Source organism: Polyangium jinanense, assembly GCF_028435365.1.
Map to the genome: position 1 here is coordinate 912,935 of NZ_JAGTJJ010000001.1, position 23,896 is coordinate 936,830.

20 protein-coding genes and 1 pseudogene are annotated in these 23,896 nt (G+C 66.0%); 8 read left to right on the forward strand and 13 right to left on the reverse strand.

Annotated elements, in window-relative coordinates; all coding sequences use genetic code 11:
* Positions 1 to 49: 49 nt before the first annotated feature.
* The 5 genes and pseudogenes from KEG57_RS03785 to KEG57_RS03800 form a co-directional block, all read right to left on the reverse strand.
* Positions 50 to 3,130, reverse strand: coding sequence for an AAA family ATPase (locus KEG57_RS03785; protein ID WP_272458127.1), 3,081 nt, complete (start codon positions 3,128 to 3,130; stop codon positions 50 to 52).
* On the reverse strand, positions 3,127 to 4,116 hold the full coding sequence (locus KEG57_RS03790; RefSeq protein WP_272417959.1) for an nSTAND1 domain-containing NTPase: 990 nt from the start codon (positions 4,114 to 4,116) through the stop codon (positions 3,127 to 3,129). The genes KEG57_RS03785 and KEG57_RS03790 overlap by 4 nt, the downstream gene beginning before the upstream one ends.
* A 6-nt stretch (positions 4,117 to 4,122) precedes the next feature.
* Positions 4,123 to 4,587, reverse strand: a complete 465-nt coding sequence (locus KEG57_RS03795) for a PD-(D/E)XK nuclease domain-containing protein (RefSeq protein ID WP_272417958.1) — start codon at positions 4,585 to 4,587, stop codon at positions 4,123 to 4,125.
* A gap of 15 nt (positions 4,588 to 4,602) precedes the next feature.
* Positions 4,603 to 4,875: pseudogene (locus KEG57_RS56040) on the reverse strand (DUF2321 domain-containing protein); the annotation flags it as partial.
* A gap of 162 nt (positions 4,876 to 5,037) precedes the next feature.
* Positions 5,038 to 5,892 (reverse strand): DUF6929 family protein, encoded by an 855-nt coding sequence (locus KEG57_RS03800; protein WP_272417956.1) that lies wholly within the window; start codon positions 5,890 to 5,892, stop codon positions 5,038 to 5,040.
* Positions 5,893 to 5,995: 103 nt separating this feature from the next.
* Here KEG57_RS03800 and KEG57_RS03805 point away from each other — a divergent pair, with 103 nt between their 5' ends.
* Complete coding sequence (locus tag KEG57_RS03805) at positions 5,996 to 8,008, forward strand: alpha-1,4-glucan--maltose-1-phosphate maltosyltransferase (protein ID WP_272418619.1); 2,013 nt, start codon at positions 5,996 to 5,998, stop codon at positions 8,006 to 8,008.
* Positions 8,005 to 11,319, forward strand: a complete 3,315-nt coding sequence (gene treS / locus KEG57_RS03810) for a maltose alpha-D-glucosyltransferase (protein WP_272458128.1) — start codon at positions 8,005 to 8,007, stop codon at positions 11,317 to 11,319. Before KEG57_RS03805 ends, treS begins: the two co-directional genes overlap by 4 nt.
* Before the next feature lie 10 nt (positions 11,320 to 11,329).
* Here treS and KEG57_RS03815 read toward each other — a convergent pair whose 3' ends face one another.
* Entirely contained in the window at positions 11,330 to 11,713 is a 384-nt protein-coding gene (locus KEG57_RS03815; protein WP_272417954.1) for a hypothetical protein, read from the reverse strand.
* Between the two features lie 192 nt (positions 11,714 to 11,905).
* Here KEG57_RS03815 and KEG57_RS03820 point away from each other — a divergent pair, with 192 nt between their 5' ends.
* From KEG57_RS03820 to KEG57_RS03840, 5 genes are read left to right on the forward strand one after another with little or no spacing between them, the layout of a single operon-like run.
* Positions 11,906 to 12,700, forward strand: a complete 795-nt coding sequence (locus tag KEG57_RS03820; RefSeq protein WP_272417953.1) for an HAD family hydrolase — start codon at positions 11,906 to 11,908, stop codon at positions 12,698 to 12,700.
* 3 nt (positions 12,701 to 12,703) lie between these two features.
* On the forward strand, positions 12,704 to 13,789 hold the full coding sequence (locus KEG57_RS03825) for an ABC transporter ATP-binding protein (RefSeq protein ID WP_272417952.1): 1,086 nt from the start codon (positions 12,704 to 12,706) through the stop codon (positions 13,787 to 13,789).
* Entirely contained in the window at positions 13,786 to 15,057 is a 1,272-nt protein-coding gene (locus KEG57_RS03830; protein ID WP_272417951.1) for an ABC transporter substrate-binding protein, read from the forward strand. The genes KEG57_RS03825 and KEG57_RS03830 overlap by 4 nt, the downstream gene beginning before the upstream one ends.
* Complete coding sequence (locus KEG57_RS03835) at positions 15,054 to 15,932, forward strand: carbohydrate ABC transporter permease (RefSeq protein ID WP_272417950.1); 879 nt, start codon at positions 15,054 to 15,056, stop codon at positions 15,930 to 15,932. The genes KEG57_RS03830 and KEG57_RS03835 overlap by 4 nt, the downstream gene beginning before the upstream one ends.
* The gene (locus KEG57_RS03840) at positions 15,929 to 16,735 is read left to right on the forward strand and encodes a carbohydrate ABC transporter permease (RefSeq protein WP_272417949.1); all 807 of its coding nucleotides are present in this window, start codon (positions 15,929 to 15,931) and stop codon (positions 16,733 to 16,735) included. Before KEG57_RS03835 ends, KEG57_RS03840 begins: the two co-directional genes overlap by 4 nt.
* A 5-nt stretch (positions 16,736 to 16,740) precedes the next feature.
* Here KEG57_RS03840 and KEG57_RS03845 read toward each other — a convergent pair whose 3' ends face one another.
* From KEG57_RS03845 to KEG57_RS03855, 3 genes are all read right to left on the reverse strand, one after another.
* Positions 16,741 to 17,346 carry a pentapeptide repeat-containing protein gene (locus tag KEG57_RS03845; RefSeq protein ID WP_272417948.1) on the reverse strand — a complete coding sequence of 202 codons (606 nt, stop codon included), beginning with the start codon at positions 17,344 to 17,346 and terminating at the stop codon, positions 16,741 to 16,743.
* A 42-nt stretch (positions 17,347 to 17,388) separates the two neighbouring features.
* Positions 17,389 to 18,060, reverse strand: a complete 672-nt coding sequence (locus KEG57_RS03850; protein ID WP_272417947.1) for a hypothetical protein — start codon at positions 18,058 to 18,060, stop codon at positions 17,389 to 17,391.
* Positions 18,061 to 18,139: 79 nt separating this feature from the next.
* Entirely contained in the window at positions 18,140 to 18,571 is a 432-nt protein-coding gene (locus tag KEG57_RS03855) for a hypothetical protein (RefSeq protein ID WP_272417946.1), read from the reverse strand.
* A gap of 208 nt (positions 18,572 to 18,779) precedes the next feature.
* Between KEG57_RS03855 and KEG57_RS03860 the strand changes: the two genes are divergently transcribed.
* Positions 18,780 to 18,932: a hypothetical protein gene (locus tag KEG57_RS03860; protein ID WP_272417945.1), complete on the forward strand. Its 153-nt coding sequence runs from the start codon at positions 18,780 to 18,782 to the stop codon at positions 18,930 to 18,932.
* Between the two features lie 13 nt (positions 18,933 to 18,945).
* On the opposite strand, the gene KEG57_RS03865 is transcribed toward KEG57_RS03860, so the two are convergent.
* The 4 genes from KEG57_RS03865 to KEG57_RS03880 all read right to left on the reverse strand — a co-directional run bounded on the left by KEG57_RS03865 (position 18,946) and on the right by KEG57_RS03880 (position 23,817).
* Positions 18,946 to 20,388, reverse strand: coding sequence for an NHL repeat-containing protein (locus KEG57_RS03865; protein WP_272417944.1), 1,443 nt, complete (start codon positions 20,386 to 20,388; stop codon positions 18,946 to 18,948).
* Positions 20,389 to 20,543: 155 nt separating this feature from the next.
* A complete protein-coding gene (tpx, locus tag KEG57_RS03870; protein ID WP_272417943.1) occupies positions 20,544 to 21,035 on the reverse strand; it encodes a thiol peroxidase in 492 nt (163 codons plus the stop codon).
* Between the two features lie 71 nt (positions 21,036 to 21,106).
* Positions 21,107 to 21,937, reverse strand: a complete 831-nt coding sequence (locus tag KEG57_RS03875; RefSeq protein ID WP_272417942.1) for an SDR family oxidoreductase — start codon at positions 21,935 to 21,937, stop codon at positions 21,107 to 21,109.
* 65 nt (positions 21,938 to 22,002) lie between these two features.
* Positions 22,003 to 23,817, reverse strand: coding sequence for a TolB-like translocation protein (locus KEG57_RS03880; RefSeq protein WP_272417941.1), 1,815 nt, complete (start codon positions 23,815 to 23,817; stop codon positions 22,003 to 22,005).
* Positions 23,818 to 23,896: the final 79 nt, after the last annotated feature.

A 23,896-nucleotide genomic window follows, 5' to 3' on the forward strand; every position in this document is an offset into this window, starting at 1 on the left:
CGCAGATCGGCACGACCGTCCGGCCCCCGAAGGGTCCGCATCGGTGCCATCAGGTGCCGACACGGGCCTCGTCTCCCTTCCAATCCCGCAGCCACCGCGCAACAAGCGGGATCTCGATGCGGTATTTGTCGCCTGTCGTGACGACGTGATAGCGCTTCAACCGGCGCAGAGCAGCGCTCGCGGCCGCATCCATGGCCGGGAGAGGTCGCTCGTGCGCGAGCGCCAGGAGCAACCTCTGGCCCGCAGCGACCTCGCTTGGCGTTGCGCCAGTCGTTTCCTCCCACAGATTCGCAAAGTAGATCGCGCCCGCGGCCAGCGCTTCGCCGAGCGCTTCCTCGAGGTACGCTTCATCGATATGGCGCATTCCGTGTCGGTTCGCCGTCTTTACCATCGCCTCGCCAATGAGCTGCAAGAGATAGGGCTGGCACGCGGTCATCTCCAGGACACGACGGACGACGCCCTCGTCGTACTTGAGGTTGAACGCGGGATCTGGGTCCAAAAGTAGCTCGCGGGCCTCGTCAGGCTCGAGGTAGAGAATCTCGATCGGGCGTGCGTTGATGAAATAGCTCGTCCACCCGGGTCCCAGCTCCTCGAGCGTCTGCGCGCCGCAGAAGATGAGATCAAACTCGTCTCGGTGCTGCGCGAGATGGCGCAGTTCGTCGAAAAGTGAGGTGGTAACCCTGCCGCGCTCCATGGCATCGCCTAGCTTCTCGAATTCGTCCAGGCAGAGAAGCAGGCGCCGCTCGCCCAGCCGAGGACGGAGTTCATCCAGCCAATCCTCGAGTGCCGGGTAGGGCGCCGACTTGAACGTGGAGCGATCGGCCATCGGAGGATCGAGACCTCGGCTGCGCAGATCTCGAATTGCTGCCCGCACCAGCCCATAGCAGAAGTCTCCTTCGCTGCTCGTCATGGCCTGACTCTGGAGGTCCACGTAGATGGGCAGGACGTCGTCGGGTAGAAGGCGGGACAAGTTCAGAAGAAACGAGCTCTTTCCGCAGCGACGTGGACCATGGAGCACGAGCGTCGGCCGGCCGCCGGTGCGGATGGTCCGAACGATGTCTTGCGCTAGACGCTTGCGACCCTTGAACAGGTACGGCCGATCTGCGCGTAGGGGATTACCGCTCTGGAAGGGCTGAATCACCTCCTTGTGGGGGATTACGGATGCGTCTGTCTCGATCCTCTCCCTCAACACCACTTGCCAGTGCTTCAGTACACGCAGCCATTCAGCGGCCGCGCGATCGCCGAGACCAAGCTGCTGAGTGCGTCCTTGCAGCCGATCGAGTACGTTGATGCAGCGCTCTAGCCCACGCTCTCGTTGAATGGGTAGATCCTGGGCAAGCGCGTCGGCGACGCCTTGCGCTACCCCTTTCAACGCCGGCATGAGCTCTGCGAGGTCGCCCCGTTCGCCCTCGGGCGATTCCGTGTCGTCACCAGATGCTTCCGATGGATTGTAGAGGTGATTCGTGAGCGTGGCGAGGCTGAGGTCGTGTGTCGCAATCTCGGCTATACGCTCTGGCTCACAGAATGCAAGCAGCCGCGTGCGTACGAGCCTGCTCCGCTCGGCGCCATCGAATTCTGCGGCAATAGCAGCGATCTCGTCCCAGGCAGATTCCAGAGTTCGCCAGTAGCCCCACGACGGCCCCATCTGCACGGCCTTGCTCACGGTCTCCAGCGTGGCCTGCGGTGCGATACGAAAAGAAGCAACCAGAAGACGGGCATGCCCGACGATCGGGATGACGATGAGCTCATGCTCGTATGGCGGTAGGTCACTCAGGTACCGCGATAGCTCATCCCGCGAGGTCCGCTGCGCTCGCCGGACGCGCCACAGCGCCTTCATTACTAGGAACAAATATTCGGGCAACAGACGAAAATATCCGACCAGCATGGCTGACACAGGGAGTAGTGCCCAGACTCCGCGCGGAAAGCTCAATACAGCGACCCAGGACATGCCTACGACGAGGCTGCGCGTGGGCTCGAAGTCCAATATGGCCATGGGAACAAGCCTGAGCTCCATCCACCCGTCGCTCCACGCTGTTTTTATGATGTCCCATAGCTCTACAAAAATGCGAACACCCGCACGCGTGGGTGCGAGGGAATGTCCGAAGAGCAGCCCCGCGATGGTCAAGCAGCTCAGAGGCGCGTGCACGAGTCCCGCTACGAAGCCGGTCGCTACAGGATACAGAATTCCGCACGCGACTCCCGCAAGAGCAGAGCCCGGTACGGTGAGCGGTAGATTTCCTTTGAGTGCACGGACGAGCCCTTTCACTAGGAATCCGATGGCGCCCATGCTCGACGTCAGCATGACAAAAAAGATGGATATTTCAATGATATCCGAACCAATCCGGTACTCGATCTCACCGGACAACCCGAGCCCCGTCCCGAGCGCCACCAGCGCCGCATTAAAAACGAGGAGATCGGTCGTGTCCTCCGACTTCGACAGTTCCTTGAACATGACGAACGCAAACAGTCCCATCCCCATGCCGCTCAGCGTGGCACCGCCACGATCTCCGCTCGTCAACCAGAAGCCTGCCGAGAGCCCCGCTGTGATTCCCAAAATGAGCAAGACCCACCCGCACTTAAGCCAACGGTGTCGCCATATCTTGGCGACCGTGACGGCGGTCAGGTTGAGTATCGCAACCGCAATGCAGAGCGCGAGTCCCAGGCGTCGATAGGGGGGAAAGGAGCGAATCAAAGTATCCAGGCTGCCTTGCACGATCGACAGCCGGAATAGACAGGTGAGAGCGCACAGGATCGGAGCGATGAGGGCTACGGAATGACTGACTGCACCAAGCCCGAGTGAAAGTAGCAGGGCAGCCAAAACAATGGTGATATCGCGAGGCCTCCCCAGTGTCACGATCACAATTGCGAGCGGCAACGTCGAAATGGCCACGGCGAGTACGTACTCGGCCACGAGCCGACCCGCTCTCGTTTCGGGCTTGGCGCGGAACCAAAGGATGTCTCGAAACGAGGTGTCCTTGGGCTCCTCGTCGTGTGCCTCGTCGTTCTGCGCCTTTTCTCTTGGCATGAGGTCCGCTAGGGGGACCCATTCTTTCAAGCGTCCCTCGAGCTTCGTTGGGCTGAAGAGCGCCCAATGCCAAAGCTCCAAGGTCTCGCGGAGAAACCGCCTCATCGTTGTTCCTGCACGAACGAGGCAAACGCGCTGCTGAACACGTCGCCGTCGCGAAGGAGCCCGTGCCTCTCGAGGTCGTCGACGACACCCGGAGCGAGCGGTGGCTGCCCTCCACTACCGATCGCTCGGCGAAGCGCCGACCGCTCCGCCGGTGACAGCGCGCTCCAGAGTTCGCGGAACCGCTCCGACGACTGTACACGGAACGCCTGCCGCGTCTTGTCTTGATCCCTATGCTGCCAGAGGAGCGACGCTGCCATCTGCATATAAAATGGAAGTCCTCCGGACAGCTCCTCGATTAGGGCCAAATCGACATCACTCACCGTCATGCCAGTCCGGGCGAAGCTATTTCGTACGAAATCCATCCACTCCGTTCGCTTCAAGGCGCCCAGGGTGATCGTGCTGAAGATGTTCCCAAAGGGGGACGTAAGCCCGCATTCATCGTAGATCTCGGCGAGGGGACGCCGCGTCGACAAAATCATAGCGAAGTACCCCGCCGATGCCTTGGCACGAAAATCTTCGCCCCATTCCTGGAACAGATCCAGTCTCGCCGCAATTCGCTCGAACTCGTCAAGCTGTACAAGCAGTCGTACGTTGCTGTCCCGCAACGCTTCGAGCCCATCGTCGACAGCGAAGCCGTCAGAATTTTGATCGGTGCGCCAAGGCGTATGCCCGGTCTGACGCTCGATACGGCGTCTGAGACCCTCCACGATCCCCTCGGGAGTGTGTAGTGACTTGGATTGTAGGTCCAGTGTGATCACGAGCGGATTTTGCTCAGGAAGGCAGAACTCGTGGATGCGTCCGGCGATGTACTGGAGCAGGGAGCTCTTGCCGCTGCGATGAAGACCAACCACGGACACCGATTGCGCCGAAATGCCGCCGACCCGTGCCTTCAAATCAGCACGCTGCTCGACTCGCCCTGCGAAGTACTGCGGGGGCACTGGCACGCCGTACCCGAACGGGTTGACTCCCGGAGTATCCTTTTGCATGGCAGACTATCGACCTGGCGAAATCACCACGATCACGCGTGTGGTCTCCCTCGTTTCAGCTTCGAGATCACGCTTCAGCGCGGCTTGGTTGTCGATGCGGCCGTCAGGATCATAGATGAAGCAGATCAGCGTGCGACAGTCGGGGTGCTGGCGATAATGGGGAATGTCCGCGAGGAGCTGCTTCTTGAGCTCCTTGGGGCCGAGGTCGTTCCTGGTCTTTTTAACCTCGATGAGAATCTGCTCGTTTTTCAGCAAAAAATCAACGCGTGCCGAGCCAGCTGCCACAGAAGGCGTAGGCTCCTCCGTCCTCACGTCATCGAAATCCGTCGAGAGGAGCGCGCGCAAGACATACTGCACATCGTACTCGTCGGCGATATCGAGCGGCGGCTTGCGACCCCGGTTCCTTAGCTGAATGGCGACTCGATCGAATCGAGAGAGCGCAAATACCAGACGCGATGTCGGATCAGGCATCCCGTGTTCCTTGTCGCACCTTCGCTGAGCCCAAGGGAACGCTACGCCACAATGCTCGCAGAAGCAGGGCGCATCGACGACCGGCAACCTTTCACGTATGTCCTCGCCGCACTTCGGGCAGCGAGTCATGGTCGAGGCCCCACATTCCGGACAGTGCGTCCTGAGCGTCCGGGAAACTCTGTCCCGACGAATGGAGACAAGGTGCCCATTCTCGCACAGTTGAAGTGTTCCGAGCTCCCCCCTTCCCCCTCGGCGGTTTCCCTCGCGCGCATTGCGGTTGGACATCATGAGGGCCGCTGCTTACCACGGTGGTCGCCTGGGTTCTAGCTTCGCGGGCTACGATGGTCCCTCCGAAGTCGCGCGTAGCAGCGCTTGCCAAGAGGCTCTCGACCCGCTTCCAAGAGGGGCGGATCGGCTAGCTCGCGGCATATGCAGCGCCCGGACCTCGCCTCAGAAAAACCCCTCCAGCGCGATCACGCAAAGCTCCGCCGGCCGCTCGGGATCATCGGGATCCGTGACGGCCCAGATCGTTTTCCGCCCGGGATCGAACGTGATCCCCTCGACCTTCCGGCATGATCGTTCCCCCGAGGGTTCTTCGAGGAACGCATACCTCGCCTGATCCCCCGCGAGAATCCCGACCGCGGCGCCCACCACAGGCCCATCGTCGATTGCGTTCGGCGTGCCCTCCGCGACGGCGAGATAAAACGTCCGCCCGCCGAACGCTGCCGCGTCCGTGAAATGCAGCGGCACGCCGCCCGCGATTCCGAGGTCGTAAAACGCGTGCCCGAGGAGCTCCACGCCGCGACCTTCGAGCACGCTCCCGGCGACGTCCACGATCGCGCTCGCCAAAGGCCCCGCGCCGCGATGAAACACCCGCAAAACCTCGCCGACGAGCACCGCGCCCTCGACGTTCGGCCGCGCGCCGATCCGCGCCTCGACCACGTCGAAGAGCGACCCGAAATCCGTGACCTCTACGCGACCGGAATCGAGATCGACCGACGCCTTGTGCCTGCGCCTGTCCGAAGACCCCGACCCGAGGACCGTCACGGCCCGCCCCGGCCCCACGAACGCCGCCTCGAAATCGGGCTTTCGTGCTTTGGGCAACTCCTCCCCACGCCCTTCGAGCGTGACGCGCGACATCGCCCCCGAATCCGGATCGATCCACACCACGGAGAACGCGTCGTCCTGGATCACGAGCAAACGTCGGTCGTGCCAAACCACAGCCGAGCCCGCCCGCACTCCGGGCAGGGGCCGTGACGAGAGGATGCGGGCGCGCAGATGGGGATCCTGGGAGGCTTTGATCACCCGTCCGCCACTACCCTGGACCGCGGTCGGACGACAACCTTTCGCTTCCCGCGCCCGCCCGCTCGGACAACCGCCCTCCCCCGCGGCGCATCGAAGCGCCTTGGTGGACCTCGACAAGCTCCCTGAAGAAGGCCGCAGGCGTGTGCAGATCGAGCGCGTTCGTCCCGAGATCGACGGCGGGCGCTTCCCGATCAAGCGTATCCTCGGCGATCGGATCGACGTCTCGGCCATCGTTTATGCCGACGGGCACGATCTGCTCGCCTGCTCGCTCCTCTATCGCCCCGCGCCGTCCCTGGGCGATCCCGATCCGCCCTGGCTCTTCGTCCCCCTCGAGCCCACGGCGGAGCCCGATCGATTCGTCGCGTCGTTCACGCCCGACACGCTCGGCCTCTGGCAATACACCGTCGAGGCCTTCATCGATCGGTACGGCACGTTCCGCCGCGACCTCAAAAAGCGCGTCGAGGCGGCGCAGGACGTCTCCGTCGACATCCTCGACGGCGCGACCCTGCTCGAACAGGCCGCCAAGGACGCGACCGGCGACGACGCTCGCTCCCTCGCGGACGTGGCCGCGCGCCTGCGCGACGACACCATTCCGCTCACGGAGCGAATCACGCTCGCGCTCGACAGCGGCCTTTGCATGGCCGCCGCGCGCCATCCCGATCGCCGCCTCGCCTCGCGATATCCGGGCATCCTCGAGGTCGTCGTCGACCCCGAAAAGGCCCGCTTCTCCTCCTGGTACGAGCTCTTTCCGCGCTCCTTCGGCGAAGGCGGCCGCCACGGCACCTTCGCCGACGCCGAGGCGCGCCTGCCATACGTCGCCGACCTGGGCTTCGACATCCTTTACCTCCCGCCGATTCATCCGATTGGCCAGACGAACCGCAAAGGGAAAAACAACACCCTCGTCGCGGAGCACGGCGACGTCGGCAGCCCCTGGGCCATCGGCGCGCCCCAGGGAGGTCATACCGCGGTGCACCCCTCGCTCGGCACCCTCGACGATTTCGACAGGTTTTTCCAAGCCGCAGCGCGGCTCGGCATCGACATCGCGCTCGACATCGCCTTGCAGGCCTCGCCCGATCACCCCTGGGTCCAGGAGCATCCCGGGTGGTTCCCGCGCCGCGCCGACGGCACGGCTCGTTATGCCGAGAATCCGCCCAAGAAATACCAGGACATCCACCCGTTCGATTTCGAAACCGAGGAGTGGCCCGAGCTCTGGCGCTCGCTCGAAGGCATTTTCCGGTTCTGGATCGCCCGCGGCGTCCGCTTCTTCCGGGTCGACAACCCGCACACGAAGCCCCTGCCCTTCTGGGAGTGGGTCATTCGCTCGATCAAGCGCGACCACCCCGAAGTCGTCTTCCTCTCCGAGGCGTTTACGCGCCCTGCGCTCATGTACGGCCTCGCCAAGCGCGGGTTCAGCCAGTCGTACACCTATTTCACCTGGCGCGTCTCCAAGGACGAGATCACGTCCTACATGCACGACCTCACGAAGACCGAGATCGCCGAGTTTTACCGGCCGAACTTCTGGCCGAACACGCCCGACATCCTGCCCGAGCACCTCCAGAACGGCCAGCCCGCGGCGTTCCTCGTGCGCCTCGTCCTCGCCGCGACACTGTCGAGCTCGTACGGCATTTATGGCCCGGCGTTCGAGCTCATGGAGCACAAGCCCCCGCGCGAGGGCGCCGAGGAGTATGCGGACAGCGAGAAATACGAGCTTCGCCGCTGGGACCTCCGCCGGCCGGACAGCCTGCGCCCCATGATCACGCGCATCAACCGCATCCGCATGGAGCACCCCGCGCTCGCGCGCAACGACAATCTTCAATTTTTCCACACCGACAGCGACCTCGTCCTCGCGTATGGCAAGACGCACGGGGACGACTCGCTGATCGTCGTCGTCAACCTCGATCCGTATCATCGCCACGGCGCGTGGGTCGAGCTCGATCTGCCGGGCCTCACGGATGCGGGGCGTGGCTTCGAGGTCCATGACCTCCTGAGCGGTGCGCGTTATACGTTCCGAGGAAAGCGAAACTGGGTCGAGATCGATCCGCGGACGTCGCCCGCCTGTGTATTCCATGCACGGAGGCTCGCCCGCAGGGAGAACGATTACGAGTATTTCCTATGAAACGTGATCCCCTCTGGTACAAGGACGCCGTCGTCTACGAGCTGCATGTCCGCGCGTTCAACGATCAGAACAGCGACGGGATAGGGGATCTCCCGGGGCTCGTGCACAAGCTCGATTACCTCCATGACCTCGGCGTCACGGCGATCTGGCTCCTGCCGTTCTACCCCTCCCCGCTCCGCGACGGCGGCTACGACATCGCGGATTACACGGGCGTCAGCGAGAGCTACGGCACGCGCGACGACTTCGCCCGGCTGCTCCGCGAAGCTCACGACCGAGACATCCGCGTCATCACCGAGCTCGTCCTCAATCATACGTCGAGCGAGCACGCCTGGTTCCAGCGCGCGCGCCGTGCCCCGCCCGATCACCCGCATCGCGATTTTTACGTGTGGAGCGACGCGCCGAACCGCTTCGAGGAGGCGCGCATCATCTTCCAGGATTTCGAGAGCTCGAACTGGGCCTGGGATCCGGTCGCGCGGGCCTATTACTGGCACCGCTTTTATGCCCACCAGCCCGACCTCAACTTCGACAACCCTGCCGTCCACGACGCGCTGCTCCAGGTCGTCGACCTCTGGTTCGACATGGGCGTCGACGGCATGCGCCTCGACGCCGTGCCCTATCTCTACGAGCGCGAAGGGACGAACTGCGAGAACCTCGCCGAGACGCACGCGTTCCTGCGAAAACTCCGCTCCCACATCGAGGCTCGCTACGAGGGCGGGCGAATGCTCCTCGCCGAGGCGAACCAGTGGCCCAGCGACGCCGCTGCCTATTTCGGCGCCGGCGACGAGTGCCACATGAACTTCCATTTCCCGCTCATGCCGCGCATGTTCATGGCGGTCGAGCTCGAAGACAGCTTTCCGATCGTCAATATCCTCCGCCAGACCCCGGCGATCCCCGAGACCTGCCAGTGGGCGACGTTCCTCCGCAACCATGACGAGCTCACGCTCGAAATGGTCACCGACGAGGACCGCGATTACATGGTCAAGGTCTACGCCGAGGAGCGCAACGCGCGCATCAACCTCGGCATCCGCCGCCGCCTCGCGCCGCTCATGCGCACGCGCCGCCGCATCGAGCTCATGAACGCGCTCCTCTTCTCGCTGCCGGGCACGCCCGTCCTCTATTACGGCGACGAGATCGGCATGGGCGACAACATCTTCCTCGGCGACCGCGACGGCGTCCGCACGCCCATGCAATGGAGCTCCGACCGCAATGCCGGGTTTTCGCGGTGCAACCCGCAAAGGCTCTATCTGCCGGTCATCGTCGACCCCGAATACCATTACGAGGCCGTCAACGTCGAGGCCCAGCAGGCGAACTCCGCTTCGCTCCTCTGGTGGATGAAGCGCCTCATCGGCCTGCGCAAGCAACACGAGGTCTTCGGCCGCGGCTCGATCGAGTTCCTCCACCCCGACAACCACCGCGTCCTCGCGTTCGTTCGTTCCCATCGGGACGAGCACGTGCTCGTCGTCGCGAACCTCTCGCGGTATGGCCAGTACGTCGAGCTCGACCTCTCGCGATACCGCGGCATGGTGCCCACGGAGCTCTTCGGCCGGACGCGATTCCCCGAGGTCGAAGGCAAATACCCGCTCTCGCTCGGGCCGCACGATTTCTTCTGGTTCGGCCTCGAACGCACGGCGCCGCTCGCGATCGCCGCGCACGAAAGGCTCCCGGTCCTGCTCGCCTACCAGTCCATCGAGAGCCTCGTGAAGCGGCCCGACGGACGGCGCGCGCTCGAACGCGTCCTTTGCAATTACCTCGCGGGGCGTCGGTACTTCCGCAGCAAGGGCCGCGTACGCTCGAGCGCCTCGGTCCTGGACGCCATTCCCCTCGGCGACCCCAATGCCCCGCTCGCGTGGCTGCTCTTCGTCCGCGTCGATTTCGCCTCCGGGCCCCCGGAGACGTACGTCCTGCCCATCGCCTTCGCCTCGGGCGAGCGCGCGCGCGAAATCGAAGAGAACGCGGCCCACGCCGTCATCGCGGCCGTGCGGCTGCACGTGAGCAATGGCCATACCGAGGTCGTGGAAGGCACGCTCGTCGACGCGCTCGTCGACCCCGACCTCGCGAATGCGCTCCTACGCTTCGTGCGCCAGGGCGCGAAATTCACCGGCACGCGCGGCGAGCTCCGGTTCGTCCCGCACCCCTTCCTGCAAAGCGTCCCCGAGGAGGCCACCGAGCGCGGCCGGCTCCTCTCGGCCGAGCAATCGAACAGCATCCTCGTGTATGGCGAAGCCATGATGCTCAAGCTCTTCCGCCAGGTCGAGGAGGGCATCAATCCCGAGTTCGAGGTCCAGGCGTTCCTCGACGCGCAAGGCTACAAGAATGTCCCGCGGCTCGGAGGCGCCATCGAATACCAGGCTACCGGGCGTGACCGGACGGTGCTCGCGATGGTCCAGCAATGGGTGCCGAGCCGTGGGAACGCGTTCCAGGCCGCGCTCGAATCCCTCGACCTCTTCTTCGAGCGCGTCCTCGCCGACGAGGCCACACGCGCCGGCGCCACGCCGCCCCTGCCGCGGGGCACGTACACCGAGCGCGCGCGCACGCAGCTACCGCCGCTCGCGCACGATCAGCTCGGCGCGCAGGGGGTTTGGCTGAACAAACTGGGCCAGAGAACGGCCGAGCTCCACGCGGCGCTCGCGACGGACACGACCGATACCACGTTCGGCCGTGAGCCCTACTCCACGCTGCACCAGCAATCCCTTTATCAAGGCGCGCACACGATGCTCGCGCGCACCTTCGACGCGCTTCGCCGGCGCGCGCACACCTTGCCGGAGGGCGTGCAGGAGCTCGCGCGGGAAATCACGCGTCGCGAAGACGAGGTCGACCGGCGGTTCAAGGCGATCGGCACACGCAAGGTCGACGCCACGCGTATCCGTTGTCACGGCGACTTCCACCTCGGCCAGGTCCTCTTCACCGGCGAGGATTTCGTTTTCATCGATTTCGAGGGTGAACCCACGCGCCCGCTCGCGACGCGCCGCTTCCGACGTACACCGCTCAGGGACGTCGCCGGCATGATCCGCTCCTTCGATTACGCGGCGGCCTCCGCCCTCGCCGCCGGCCGCGCGCGGCCCGAGGACCGGCCCGTGCTCGAACCCTGGACCCATGCCTGGGTCGCCTGGGCCGAGACCGTCTACCTCGGCGGCTACCTCGGCGCCGCCGCGGGCAGCGAGTTCCTCCCGAAAAACGATCCCGACATCGACCTCCTCCTCGATTTCTACGTCCTGGAGAAGTGCATCTACGAAATCGGCTACGAGCTCGACAATCGCCCCGACTGGATCGGCATCCCGCTCCGCAGCCTCGCGCGTATGCTCGAAGGATGATGCTCGCTCGCTACAGCGTGCCCTCGCGCTTGAAGAACGTGCGCGCGTGGGCGGCGATCTCCTTGTCGGTCGGGTGATCCAGGGTCTCCACCGCGACGACCCTCGATTTCAGGTCGTGGTGGTGGTTCTCGAGGTGCCGCACGAACTCGATCTTCGCGTTTGCCGGGCCGACCACGAGGATCTCCTCCGTGCCGGCGAGGTGCTCCGCGACGTCGTGATAATAATGCTGATCCTCGCCCGCGTGTCCCGACGAAGCCGTCGGCCCCGCCTTGCGGTGCAGCTTCGTGTGCGCGTGCGGCGACTTGATCACCTCCCCGGCATAACTCTCGGGCGTGAGGTGGAAAATGTGGGCCTCATTGTGATCGAGCCAAACGACGGCATGTCGGGTGTTCATGGGAAACCTGCCTTCGCAACGGCCGTGCCGCGGAGACGATCCGCGTAAAACGCCAGGAACGCGCGAAGACGCGGTGGATCGCGGCGCGAGGAAACGCAAGGCGTGCGTGGCGGCGCAAGGACTGCGACGACGGACGTGTTCGTTCGCTGGCCGGTTGTCCCGCCGCGCCGCGGATGTGGTAGGGGGGAGACCGTGCAGGAAGGTCGAACCCCGATTCACGAGACCCCCGAGGGCGTCGTTCGGCGCCTCGTGGCCGCGCGCGCGGCGCTCCCGCGCGAGGAGGACCCGGTCCTCGCGTTCGACGCCGACGGTACGCTGTGGAGCGGCGACGTCGGCAACGATCTCTTCGAGGCGTTGATCGCCGAAGAAGCGGTGCGCGAAGAGGCGCGCGCGGCGTTGATCGTCGAGGCGCGCGCGGCCGGCACGAACGAAGGCGGCAGCACGACCGACATCGCGCAGGGCCTCTACCGCGCGCTCACGGACGGCACGTATGAAGAGGTCCGCGCCTTCGCGATGATGGCCTGGGTCTTCGCGGGGTTTGCCCTCCCCGAAGCGGAGGCGTTTGCCCGGCGCGTCATCGCCGCGCGGGGGCTGGATGCGCGGCTGCATCGATTTCTTTCGCCCGTCCTCGCCTGGGCCGAAACCGAAAAGGTACCCGTGTGGGTGGTCTCGGCTTCGCCGCGCTGGATCGTCGAGATTGGCGTCGCGCTCCTCGGAATCCCGGCGCATCGCGTGGTCGCGATGACGCCTCGGATGCAGGACGGGCGTATCGCCGCCGAGCTCGCCGGGCGGCCCGTGTATGGCAATGACAAGCCCATCGCGCTGCGCGAGGCCTGCCCTGGCGCCACGTTGCTCGGCGCGTTCGGGGATTCGAGTTATGACGTGCCCATGCTCGCGGCTTCACGTGTACCTGTCGGCGTGCGGCCGAAGGCGGGATTGCTCGCGCGCGCGGCCGAGGTGCCGAGCCTCGTCGTCGTCGGTACCTGAACCATGGCGACGATCGAGCTTCGTGGCCTCGTCCGAAGGCACCTCGGCACCGAAATCCCTGCCCTCGACAAACTCGACCTCGACGTGCGCGACGGCGAGATGCTCGTGCTCGTCGGTCCGTCGGGCTGCGGCAAATCGACGACATTGCGCCTCGTCTCGGGGCTCGATACGCCCGACGCCGGGACGATCCGGATCGACGGGCGCGACGTCACGCACGTGCCCCCGCAGGATCGGGACGTCGCGATGGTTTTTCAGGGATATGCCCTTTATCCGCACATGAAGGTGCGCGAGATTCTGGCGTTCCCCCTCAAGATGCGCGGCGCGGGGCGTCCCGAGCAGGAAAAAAAGGTCCTCGAGGCGGCGGAGATGCTGGGGTTGTCGAAGCTGCTCGATCGGCGCCCCGGGGAGCTCTCGGGCGGGGAGCGGCAAAGGGTCGCGATGGGGCGGGCCATCGTGCGTTCGCCGCGGGTTTTTCTCTTCGATGAGCCGCTCTCGAACCTCGACGCCGCGCTCCGGGCCGAGCTCAGGGTCGAGCTCGCTTCGCTCGTGCGCCGGCTCGGCGTCACGAGCATTTACGTCACGCACGATCAGGTCGAGGCGATGACGATCGGCGATCGGATCGCCGTGATGAAAAGCGGCGTGCTCCAGCAGGTGGGGACGCCGAAGGACATTTACGAGGCGCCTGCGAACGTCTTCGTGGCCTCGTTCCTCGGGACGCCGGCCATCAATCGCATCGAGGCGACATACCACGCGGGGACGATCGAGGCGCCGAGCCTCCTTTTTTCGGTGCCGATGACGCTCGGGCTCCCGAACCGCGTCGTCGTGGGGATCCGGCCGGAGCACGTATCGATCGTGCGTGACAAACCACGCGCCGACGACATTTCGATCGCCGTGAAGGTCGTGCACGCCGAGCCGCTCGGCGCCGAGACGTACCTTTACCTCGACGCCTCGGGGACGCGCATCGCGGCGCGTATGCCGGGCTGGGGGGCCTTTTCGCCGGGCGACGCGCTCCTCGCCGCGGTCGAGCTGCGCCATTGCTTGTTCTTCGATGCCCAGACGGGCCGAAGGGTCGCGGAGGCGCGAGGATGAGCGCGCGCCTCGGGCGTAGGGACGCGCTGATCACGCTCGCCTCGTCGTTCGCCGCCCTCGCGGGGGCGGGCTGCGCGCGCGGCGGCAGGGACGGCGAGGCGTCGCTCTGGTTCGCTTACGGCGGCACGAACCGCGAGGTTTTGCTTTCGCTCGTCGGTCGGTTCAACGCCGAGCAAAGCACGTATCGCATCAAGGCCATTTACCAGGGCGATTACTTCGAGGCCTTGGCAAAACTCCGCACGGCCATCGCGGCCCGCGCGGCGCCCGCGCTCACGCACGTGGTCGGCGAAGTCGTGCCGTACCTCGCGCAAGCCGGCACGCTGCTGCCAATCGACGAAACGAACCACGTGACCGGCGACATCGTCCCCGCCCTCGGGCAAACCGGGTGTTTCGTGCGGGGCGGCGAGCGGCCCATCATCTGCGCGCCGTTCAATCGGTCGACGCCGATTGCGTATTACAACCGCACGATCTTCGACGAGCTCGGCCTGCGCCCGCCGACCACCTGGAACGAGCTCGTTTCCGTGGCCCGTGCGGCGACGGTCCGGGCGAACGACGGAACCGTGACCCGCCACGGATTCGCCTGCCCCATCGATTGGTGGTTCTGGGTGGCGCTCGTGGGGCAAGCGGGCGGGACCGTGATCGAGGACGACGGGACGCCCTCGCTCGGCGGCGAGGCCGGGGTGCGCGCGCTCGAATTCTGGCAGCGGCTCGTGCACGAGGAGCGCACGATGAAGCCGCCGCCGGGCCGCGATTACAATGCCTGGCAAGCCACGAACACCGATTTCCTCGCGGGCCGGGTGGCGATGATCTGGACGTCGACCGCGTTCCTCAAATACCTCGAAACGAACGCGAAATTTCCCGTGGGCGCCGCGCCGCTGCCGGGGGACGTGCGGAAAAGCGTGCCCACGGGCGGCACGATGTTCGTCATCCCGGCTGCCTCGTCGGAACGCGAGCGCCCCGCGGCCCGCGCGTTCCTGCAATGGATGATGCTGCCGCGGCAGGCAAACGAGTGGGCCACGCGGACGGGTTATCTCCCCGTCTCGCAGAAGGGGCTCGCCGAGCTCGAAGCGAGCGGGTATTACGGCAAGCATCCGAATGACCGGGTCGCGCTCGATCAATTAAAAGACGCCTTCGCGTGGCCCTGGGCGCCGTCCTTGTTCCGCATCCAGCGCGAGGCGGTGCAGCCGCGGCTCGAAGAGGCCGTCCTCGCCCAAAGGGACGCACGGGCGACGCTCGACGAGGCGCGCCGCGCCGCGGGGGAGCCATGAAGCCGAAGCGCCCGCTCGATCCGTACCTCTTCCTCGCCCCGACGGCGCTCGTGCTCGGCCTCTTCTTTTTCTGGCCGCTCGCGCTCGTCTTCAAGAACAGCTTTTATCGCTGGGACATGCTCACGCCCCCCGAATGGGTGGGCACCGCCAACTACGCGCAGATCCTCGCGAGCGGCGAGCTCTGGGGCACGATCGGACGGACGCTCTCCTACAGCATCGTGGTCGTCGTCGTTTCGCTCGCCCTTGGCCTCGGCCTCGCGCTCGCGCTCGATCGGCCCGGAAAGCTTTATGCCTTCGTGCGAGGCGCGGTCTTCAGCGCATACGTCGTCTCGTGGGTCGCCGTGGCGCTGCTCTGGATGTGGATCCTCGACGCGGACGGCGGGCTGCTCTCGACGTTTTGCCGCTCGGTCGGCATCACCCCCAAGAACTGGCTCGGGGATCCCGCGGTCGCGCTCTACACGCTCGCGGCCGTGAGCGTCTGGAAAATCACGGGGTATTCGATGGTGATTTTCCTGGCGGGATTGCAAGACATCCCCCGCTCCTTGCACGAGGCCGCGGCGCTCGACGGCGCCGGGCCCTTTTCGCGGTTTCTCCACGTCACCTGGCCGATGCTGCGCCCGAGCGCCTCGTTCGTCGGGACGACCAGCCTGATCCTCTCGTTCCAGGCCTTCGACGTGGTCCGCGTGATGACCCAGGGCGGGCCCGTGAAATCGACGACGGTCTTCGTCTACGCGATTTACGAGCACGTCTTCGTGAACCTGCGCGTCGGGCGGGCGAGCGCGATGACCGTCGCATTTTTCGTGCTCCTGCTCGGGCTCACGGCCTTGCAGCTCGGGTCCTGGCGACTCGGGAAGCCGGGCGCGAGGCGCGCATGAAGCGGCGTTTTTCGTGGATCCTGCTCGTCCTCGTGGCCCTGCTCTGGGTCGGGCCCTATGCGTGGATGGTGCTGACCTCGCTCCGGACCTTGCCGGAGATCGTCGCGGCGCCCGCGTGGCCCATCCCGAAATCGATCCAGTTCGAGGCCTACCGCGAGGTCCTCCGGACGATCCCCGTCGGTCGTTATTTCCTCAACACGACGGCCATGGCCGTCGCCATCGCGCTCCTCCAGATCCTGCTCGCATTGCCCGCGGGATACGCGCTCGCCAAATTGCATTTCGTCGGCAAGAAGGTCGCCTTCGCGCTGGTCCTCGCCTGCCTCCTCATCCCGGCGCAGGTGACGTTCGTCCCTGTCTTCTCGATGCTCGGCCCGATCGGCCTCGTGAACACGTTCGCGGCGCTCACCCTGCCGTTCGGCGTGAGCGCGCTCGGGACGTTCCTCGTGCGGCAAGCGCTGCTCTCCGTGCCCGACGAGATGATCGAAGCAGCGCGGCTCGACGGCGCGAGCGAGCTTCGTATCGTCTACGGCCTGCTCGCCCCGATGTTACGACCGACCCTCGCGTCGCTCTTCCTCTTCAGCTTCGTCTTCCATTACAACGATTATTTCTGGCCGCTCGTCATGACGACCGACGACGACGTGCGCACCTTGCCCCTCGCCGTCGCGTTGCTCCGCGAGCAAGGCACCGGCGTGCGCTGGCACATCGTGATGGCGGGGAACGTGATTCTGAGTTTGCCCGTCCTCGCGCTCTTCGCGGCGGTGCAAAAGCAGATCTTACGGGCGGTGACGGCGCGGGTCGGGTAGCGCGTTCATTCGTCTCGGTGCTCGGCGAAGCCGAGCACGCGCATGCCGAACGAGGCCGCGAGGAGGATCGCCGTATCGAGCGGAACCTGGGCGCCTTTCACCTTGTTCTTCGCCGGATCGACGTACAGATCCGAGGAGCGGGGGAACTGCGCATTGCGAAGGTCGCAATCATCGAAGCGCGTCCCCGCGAAACGGCACTCCTCGAACACAGCGCCGGAGAGGTCCGTCGCCGCGAAGACCGACTCGGTGATCCCGCACCGCGTGAAGTGCGTCTTGCGCAGCGCGAGCGAGTCCATCACGGTGTATCGGAGGTCGCAGTCCTCGAAGGATACGTCGGGGAACTTTGCGATCTTCGTCCAGTTGATCCCCATCAGCTTGCAAGACTTGAACGTCACGCCCCGCAGCGAGAGCATGGTGACGTCGGCTTGCCGCAGATCACATTCCTCGAATGTGCAGCCCTCGAGCCGAGTCCGCGACCATCGGGCCTCGCTGAGCTTGGAGCGTCGAAATACGCAGGAGGAGAACTCTCGATCACGCAGGTCCGCTCGTTCGAGAGTGACCTTGTCGAATGTCTCGCCGTCGAACGAATTCTTGCCTTCGAATGGGTTCATCTGGCGATCATCATAGGCCGGTCGCCATCTCGGTTTCAATGCCTAAGGCTTTTCCGTGATCTTGTTCTTCACCCGCACCGGCTTCTTCCCGGCCTCCTCCGCCTCCCACATCAAAAATTGCTCCGGCGTGACCTGACCGGCGACCGCGGGCGGATCGGCCTTGGGCTCGTGCTGCACGCGCATGAACCTCTCGTCGATCAGCATCGTCTCGTAGTTTCGAGCGAATTGCACGGCCGACACGGCCCCCGCGCCCGCCACAGCCACCACCACCCCCGCGGCCACCGACCGCCGCACCCGCCGCTTGCGCACGCCGACGGGACAATCGGAGGTCATCACCGTCCCGTCCTTCCGCTGGAAGTACCGGACGCAGAGGTTGCCCTCCTTCTCGCGAATGAGCTGCTCGGCCTCCTGGCCGGTCATCGCCGAGAGGTTGTACACGTTCTTTTCGCAGGACGGACAGAACCGCGCGTGCTCGTCGCCCACCATCTTGTTCCAATCGGCAGGGCACGGGGCCGCGACCTGGACCTGCGAAAGCAAAGGCAAGCGCCGCCTCTCTTCGAGCCGGCGCTCGACGTCCGCGAGCGCCTTGCCGAGCTCCGCCTCCTCACGCGACAGGCCTTCGAGCTCGCGCCGCTGCTCCTCGATCTGCGCGAGGCGGGCCTCGATGTCGGCCTTTTTGGTTTGCAGGGCGTGCTCGTCGTCGCGATAGGCCATGGCCCTTGGACGCACGATCTGGCGCCGCGGTTTGCGGGGGGGTGTGAAAATTCGCGGCGGCGCGCTCCGTTGCGGGCGCTCAGCGGATCTTGCGCGTGGAGACCAGGAACGGATTGACCACGTTCGCCGGCACCGTCGTCCCCGCCGCCTGCGTGGCCGGCGTCTCGGTGCTCTTGCGCGGGAGCGGGCGCGGCACGGGCTGGGGCTTCGGGAGGGGCCGGGGCTCGGGCTCGGCGACCGGGCCGAGCGCGAGCTCGATCGAGGCCTTGGCCTTGGCAATCTGGGCGAGCGCATTCGCGCGCTCCCGGGGGCGGGCGGCGGTGGCTTGCTCGACCTCCTGCTCGGCGCGTTCGAGGAACGCGAAGCCCCGCGCAAGCTTGAGCCGCGTGATCTGCTCGGCCGTCGGGAGATCCGCATCACACGCGGCCGACTCCTGCACGGCGCCCCGACCCACGACGACGACGAGCGCCCCTGCGAGCACCAGCGTCGAGACCTTCCACACGTTCACCATCACGTCCTCCCTCCGAGCGCGAGCGTCGCGCGCTCGTCACGTGGCGAGGTCGGGCCTTTCTGTGACCAACTTTTTTTTCGGGACGAGGATATCCTCGCCGCCATGACGGCCCCGTCCGCCCCGAAGGTCACGGAGGAAAAGTCCGGGACGAACGTCCGGCGCCCGCTCGCCGACCTCGCCGCCCTGAAGGAGGAAGTTCGAGGACAGCGTGTTCGGCGCGATCAACGAGCGGCGAAAGAAGACCCACACCCGCGACAACGAGACGCCGATCGACGATCAGGATGCGTTCGTGATTTACGCGCTCACGGAGATCGTGGCCCGCGAGGTACTGAGGCGCGGGGAGGAGGCGCCGGTCGATTGAAGCGCGGGCGCGGTCAGGGCGAGAGCTCGAGGAAAAACGCGTCGAACCCGCCGGCGCTCTGGGGCCCGTTGAAGGCGCCCACGAGCTTGCTCTGGAAGCCGCCTACGAGGAGCGGACGGCCCGTCTTGGGGGAGGCGCCGACAGCGGTGATCCCCTGCGTCCAGGCGTCGCCATAATCGTGGCCCCAGACCACCTCGAGGGTCCCGCCCCGCAATTTGAAGGCGCAGGCGTCGGCGTCGAGCGCGCCCTCCGTCTGGAGGACCGTGATGCCGAGCTGGAGCTGCTGCGAGAACGTGCAGCCAATGACCACATCCCCGGCCGGATCGAATGCGACGCCCGTGCCGGCCTGGATGCCGGGTCCCTGGAAAGCCGCGCTCCGGAGCAGCGCGCCGTCCGTCGGCGCATAAAACGCGGCGAACATGTCCCACACGTTCATGTCATTGTTCGTGTATTGCTTGCCGAGGAGGTCCATCGACCCGCCGCGAAAATTGCCGACGAGCGCGATTTCGCCGGTCTTCTTGGAGATGTCGATCGCGTCGACGAGCTGGTCGCCCGACCCGCCCATCCTCTGCGCCCATTTCGCCTCGCCCGACGCCACGTCGAGACGCGCGAGGAACATGTCTTTTCCCTGGGTGAGCTCACCCTCGAGCGACCCAAGGGAGCTTTCCCCATCCATGAGCCCGGCCGCGATGACGCCGCCGTCATCCGTGACCGCGAGCGCGTAAACCGCCTGAAACCCGCCGCCAAGCACCGGCAGCTGCCAGCGGAACGTGCCGTCGGGCTTGTACGACACCACGAACCCGTCGCCCGTACCCGACGCCTCGAGCGCTGCCTCGCCGCCGAAATTCACCGACCCCGCGAACGAACCGCCGAGGTACACGTTGCCGTCCGGATCGAACGCGACGGCGTGCGCCACCTGGTAGAACTCGTTGCCGAGGGCTTTGACGTACCGGAGCGCGCCCTTCGCGTCGAACACGGCCAGAAACGCGTCCCGTGAGTTCAACTGCGAGGCGAACGACGCGATCCCGATCTGGAGCGTGCCAATGAAATACCCAGCCACCGCGACGTCGCCGTTCGGCGCGACCGCGAGGCTCGCGATCTGGACGAGCGTGCCATCCGGCCCCGGCACGAACTTGCCGGACCAATCCTCGACATGCCCTTCGGGGCCGATCCGGGTGAGCAGGGCGTGGCCCTCTTTCGGAATGCCATCGGTCTCCGCCGTCCCCGACCCGAAGCCGCCCAGGAACACCACGCCGTCGTCAGAGGCCGCGACGGCGTGGAAGGCGTCGTCCTTCGGCGTGGCGACCCCGTGCGCGAGGGCAACAGGTGTCCCGTTGCAGGTCACCTCCGCGGTGCAGCCCTCGCCCAATCCCGGTGGAGGCGGCGGCTCGTATTGCGTGACCGTGCAACCCCCCAGACCCGAACCGAGAACGACCGCAAGCGCAAGCTTCCTCATACGCCATCTCCCGTCGAGCGCGGGCCGTCGCCTTCCGAGCGGCGCGAACTCGACGCAATGCGCCAGATTGTCGCGGCGCCTGGAAGCGGCGTCAATGTCTGGAAATGTGTAATCTTTTTCGCGGGGGAGGCGCGAAGGGGGCGAGGCGGGGGAGCTCAGCCGAGGGCGGCGAGCGCGGCGTCGTAATTCGGCTCCTGCGCGATCTCGGGGACGAGCTCGGCGTGGATGACCTTGTTGTCACCGTCGAGGACCAGCACGGCGCGCCCCGCGAGGCCGGCAAGGGGGCCGTCGGTGATCTCGACGCCGTAATCCTTGCCGAACGAGGAGCGGAACGCGGAGAGCGTCTCGGCCTTGTCGATGCCCTCGGCGCCGCAGAAGCGCTTCTGTGCGAAGGGCAGGTCCTTGGAGATGTTCAGCACGGTCACGCCCTTCTCGGACGCGAGCTTGTTGAACGTGCGCACCGAGATGGCGCAGACGGGCGTGTCGACGCTCGGGAAGATATTGAGGATCTTCTTGCCCGAGAACGACGCGAGCGAGGCCTCGGAGAGGTCCGCCCGGACGAGCTTGAAATCGGGCGCCGCGCTGCCCTTCGCCGGCAGCTCGCCGGACGTGTGAATCGGATTGCCCTTCAGCGTGATCTTCGCCATGTGGTGGTCTCCTGTTCGGTTTGGCGCGAGTGTACACACAAGGGCGAGCGCCACAAGGGGCGAATCTCACCCTACGTGACGTCCGGGAGACCCGCGATGCCCACGAGCTTCGCGCTCACCTCGTAGAGACGGCGCTGGAGCGCGCGATCGTGTGAGGTCTGCGACGAGGCCTCCTCGTGCTCGTCGGAGAAGTATTTGCAGGTGACCCCGGCGAGCGCGGGGTCGATCGCGAGCCGAACGGACGTGGCGGCGCCCTGCACGACCGTGCCCCCGCCCATCCCGAAGCCGCTGCGCAAGAGCTTCGTGCTGATGACGCCCGGATGCAGCGCATTCGCCGTGACGTTCGTGCCCCCGAGGCGCCGACCGATTTCGTAGGTGAAAAGCACGTTCGCGAGCTTCGACGTGGCGTACGCCGTATAGCCGTGGAAATACCGCTCCGAGGTGAGGTCGGTGAAATCGATCTGCCCGCGGGCATGGGCGATCGAGCTCACGGCGACGATGCGGCCGCCGTCGCTCTTCTGGACGTGCGGGAGAAGCAGGTGCGTGAGCAGGAACGGCGCGAGGTGATTGACCGCGAACGTCGTCTCGAATCCGTCCTCCGTGAGCTTTCGCTCGTGCATGAAGACGCCGGCATTGCTCAGCAGCACGTCGAGCCGATCCACGCGGGCCATGACCTCCGCGGCGAGCGCGCGGACCGCGGCCATCGACGAGAGATCCGCGGCGACGGGCAGGAGATCGCTCGATCCGCTCTCCCGGGCGAGCACGTCGCGGACGGCCTTTGCTTTTGCCAAGGTTCGCCCGTGCACGAGGACGCGGGCGCCGCGGCGAAGGAGCTCGAGCGCGGTCTGGCGTCCGATTCCGTCGGTCGCGCCGGTGACGAGGACGATCCGCTGCTGGGACATGATGCCGGCTGCCTTTTCTCCCCTCGCGCGGGAGGCAAAAGGGATAAGGGGAAGGAATCAGGACGTCAAGGTGCGGGGGCGGGCTCGGGCGGTCCGGCGTCCTTGACCGCCACGGAGCCGATGAGCGACATCGAGCGGCGCTCGTAGTTCGGGTCGTCGCCCAAGGACTCGAAATAGATCCGCGTCCCGTCCTCGGAGAAAACCGGATATCGCTCTCTCCAGGGGTTCTGGGTGAATCGACGGACGGCCTGCTGCTCGATGTCGAACAGGTATACGTCCCCGGCCTGGGTGAACGTGACGAGCTTGCCGTCGGGCGAGAAGCTCGGGTTTTCCGACACCGACCCGATCGCGAAGCGCTGGAGCTTGCCCGCCTCCACGTCGAAGATCGAAAGGTTGGTCCCCTCCATGACGAGCTTTTTCCCATTGCGGCTCGCTTCGAGGGCCGAAAAGCGGGTGTACTCGGGCACCTCGTAAAGCGGCTTCACCGCGGGCGGCGAGGCCCCGAGGTCGGCGACGTACAAGATCTGGTGCGGGGGCTTGGGCGCGGGCTTGCCCGATTCCTCCGCGTCCGGGGCGGGCGGATCGTCCTGCGAAATGGCCTTGTGCAGGAACGCGAGGCGGTTCGGGTCGAGCCAGGCGAAACCCGAGAAGAAGCCGCCCTCGGGCCCGCGCTCGTAGAGCGTCTTGCCGTCGTCGAGCGAGACGACGATCAGGTTGCCCGGGCAATCGCGGCACGGGCGATCGTAGAGCGCGGTCGCCTTGCCGCCGGGCGCGACCTTGGGCGAGGAGAATCGATGGTCCTCGTCGAGGCGCAATCGCCGCGCCTTGCCGTCGGGCTCGACCACGGTGAGCGTCTTCGCCCAGCCGAACAGGTCCTCGGCGAAGACCACGCGCCCGCCGTCCGGCGCGGCCGCCGGATAACTGAAGAGGTGGTAGCCGCTCCAGAGCAGCTTTCGTTCGCCGCCGGGCTTTCGCCATTCGAGGGTTTCGAGCCCCGTGATCCACGAGAGATTCATGGTGCGCGGCGCGACGAACGGCGTGATGTCGGCCGTCTTCACGAGAAACCCGGGCGCGGCCGATCCGCCGAGGGCGTCGTCCGCGCCGATGATGCTGTGGTAGGTGACCTTCGCGGGGCCCTTGTCGAAGTCCTTGCGGCGCTTCTCCAGGTCCTCGTAGGCGCGCTGCGCGTCTTCGAGGCGGCCGCCGCGGACCTCGACGTATTTTTTCGCCTTGGCGACGTGGTCGGCGAGCTTGATGTCGTTGCCCTGGAAAATGCTCTGGATCGCCGGGTGCTTGATCAGGTGCGGCACGACCTGATCGAAGGCCTGCAGCGCGAGCGTGTCGGCGAGGTGGCGGAAGGCCTCGCTCTTCGTGTGGCCGCCCGACCAGCTGACGAGGCGGCCGCTCTGCGCGACCTCGTCGCGGACGTGGCGCAGCTCGAACGAAGCGTCGGCGCGGAGCTCGAAGTAGCCGCCCTCGACCGGATGCTCGATCATCTCGGGGGTCAATTTGGCCTTGACGACGAACGCGGCGCGGAGCTTCTTCGCGGCCGCCTCGGGGCTCTCGCTCTCGCGCAGGACGTCGAGCACCTCGGGGTCGCCGGCGCGCACGGGCTCGAAGCCGATCGCGTCGAGGCGCTGGCAAAGCTCGTTCACGAGCCTGGCCGAGGCGCGCGAGCCATCCCAGAAGTGACCGTCGAGGTCGACGGCGACGACGACACGCAAGGGCTCGGGCTCGCCGAGGGAACGCAGGCCGAAGAACCCGGCCGCGCCCGCGAGCACGGCGAGCGCGCCGGCGATGGGCCAGAAGCGGCGCTTTTTGGGGACGAGCTCCGGCGGGATCTCGGTCTCGGTCTCGGCAGGCTCGACGGGAGTGGTCATGGCCGTACGTTCGCGCATAACCTCGCGGCGAGCGGGAGGCAATGGTAGCGTTGCCCGCCCGAGGCGAGGGGGGAGAGGA